This window comes from Dellaglioa sp. CoH-55-MRSF-7, assembly GCF_056782235.1.
Window position 1 is genome coordinate 1 of record NZ_JBXAYI010000171.1, and the last position, 266, is coordinate 266.

The 266-nt window shown below is 55.6% G+C and carries 1 protein-coding gene; it reads left to right on the top strand.

Annotation, left to right across the window (positions count from 1 at the left end; translation table 11 throughout):
• On the top strand, positions 1-266 hold a 266-nt coding region (locus AC1RPU_RS08290), incomplete at both ends, for a thioredoxin family protein (protein ID WP_481769695.1).

A 266-nucleotide genomic window follows, 5' to 3' on the forward strand; every position in this document is an offset into this window, starting at 1 on the left:
GGCACTGGCACCTGAGTATGAAGGACGAGTCAAGTTCAATAAGCTGAACGTTGACGAGAACACGCAGGTGCCGGAAAAGTTCGGTGTCCGTGGTATCCCGCAGCTCACGCTGTTCAAGGACGGTGTTGAGATCGCGACTGCTACCGGTGCCAAGCGCCGCCCACAGCTGATTGAATTCCTTGAGAAGCATATCGCTCATGAAGCGGAGACGCCCGTCGAGGAAGAAGACGATTTCCTGTCAGGCATCAAGCCTCAGGATCAGGACG